The sequence below is a fragment of the Dietzia sp. B19 genome (genome assembly GCF_014145155.1).
Classification (GTDB): domain Bacteria; phylum Actinomycetota; class Actinomycetes; order Mycobacteriales; family Mycobacteriaceae; genus Dietzia; species Dietzia natronolimnaea.
Genome location: NZ_JAALED010000307.1, coordinates 1 through 2,001 on the forward strand (window position 1 = coordinate 1; position 2,001 = coordinate 2,001).

The 2,001-nt window shown below is 71.8% G+C and carries 1 protein-coding gene; it reads right to left on the reverse strand.

What is annotated here, in order from left to right:
* A partial coding sequence (locus G6020_RS09370) for an error-prone DNA polymerase (RefSeq protein ID WP_182610429.1) occupies positions 1-2,001 on the reverse strand: 2,001 nt, incomplete at both ends.

The window sequence follows — 2,001 nt, forward strand, 5'->3', positions numbered from 1 at the left end:
GGGCCGCCCGCCGCCCCCCGACGCCGAGAGCGTCGAGTGCCCCCGCAGTAGCCAGTGCCTCCATCTGCCGGACGGTCAACCCGGTGCGGCCGGCGAGGTCGGCGGCCGAGCGGTACGGGCCGTGAGTGTCGCGCTCGTCGGCGATCGCCGTGGCGAGATCGGTGCCGATGGCCCGCACGGACTCCAGGCCGAGACGCACCTCGGTGCCCCCGTTCTCACACGTGGCACCGCCGAGCGAGCGGTTGACGCAGGGGCGGTGCACGGTGACGCCGTGCCTGCGGGCGTCGGCCACGAGGGACTGCGGCGAGTAGAACCCCATCGGCTGGCTACGCAGCAGCGCCGCACAGAAGACGGCCGGGTGGTGGCACTTGAACCACGCCGAGTAGTAGACGATCGCCGCGAAGGACTGGGAGTGGCTCTCGGGGAAGCCGTAGTTGGCGAACGCGCACATCTTCTCCCAGATCCGCTCCCCCACCTCGGGACCGGTGACCGGCGTACCGGGTGGGCTGGTGCCGATGCCGTGGAGGTCACGCATGCCCGCGAAGAACCTCTCCCGCAGCCGCGCCATCCGCTCGGGTGAGCGCTTGGCCCCCATCGCCCGGCGGAGCTGGTCCGCCTCCGCCCCGGTGAACCCGGCGATCTCGGTGGCGATCTGCATGAGCTGCTCCTGGAACAGCGGGATCCCCAGCGTCCGCCCCAGGGCCGCCTCGAGCGCGGGGTGGTCGAACACCACCTCCTCCCGCCCGTTGCGTCTACGGATGTAGGGGTGCACGGAGCCGCCCTGGATGGGGCCGGGGCGGATGAGCGCCACCTCCACCACGAGGTCGTAGAACGTCCGCGGCCGGAGTCTGGGCAGCGTGGCCATCTGCGCCCGCGACTCCACCTGGAACACCCCCACGGAATCGCCCCGGCACAGCATCTCGTAGACCTCGGGATCGGAGAGGTCCAGTCGGGCCAGGTCCACCTCGAGGTCCTTGTGCTCGGCCGCGAGGTCGATGGCGTGGTGTAGCGCCGTGAGCATCCCCAGCCCCAGCATGTCGAACTTGACCAGACCGACCGCCGCGCAGTCGTCCTTGTCCCACTGCAGGACCGTCCGCCCGGGCATGCGCGCCCATTCGACGGGCACCACGTCGGCCACCGGCCGGTCGCAGATCACCATGCCGCCGGAGTGGATGCCGAGGTGCCGGGGCAGTCCGACGAGTCTGCGGGCCAGCGCCAGGACGTCGGCCGGGACGGTGTGCTCGGTGGCCTCCCGCTCGTGGTTCTTCAGACCCGACCACCGGTCCACGCTCTTGGACCACGCGTCCTGCTGCCCGGTGGAGTACCCGAGTGCCCGGGCCACGTCCCGCACGGCCGACCGCCCCCGGTAGGTGATGACATTGGCCACCTGCGCGGCATGGTCCCGCCCGTAGCGGGAGTAGACGTACTGGATGGCCTCCTCCCGACGACCGGACTCGATGTCCACGTCGATGTCGGGCGGACCGTCCCGCTCCGGGGACAGGAATCGCTCGAAGAGCAGGTGCGCGCCCACCGGGTCGACGTTGGTGATGCCGAGGGCGTAGCAGACCGCCGAGTTGGCGGCCGAACCCCTGCCCTGGCAGAGGATGCCCTCCCTGCGACAGAACTCGACGATGTCGTGGACCACGAGGAAGTAACCGGGGAACCCCAGCTCGGCGATCACCCCCAGCTCGCGGTGGATCTGCGCATAGGCCTCCGGCGCCACCCCACGCGTCCCGTAGCGCCGCGCGGCCCCTGCATAGGTGAGCTCGGCGAGCCGACTGTCCTCCGTGTGGCCCTCGGGAACATCGAACGGCGGGAGCTCGGGGGCGATGAGCCGGAGGTCGAATGCGCACTCGCGACCCAGGCCCGCCGCGCCGGTGACGGCGGCCGGCCAGCGGTCGAACAACTCGGCCATCTCCTCCCCCGAGCGCAGATACGCCCCACCGGCCGGGGGCAGGTGCGCGGCATGGGTCTCCAGGGCGTCGCGGGCCCCGAGCGCCG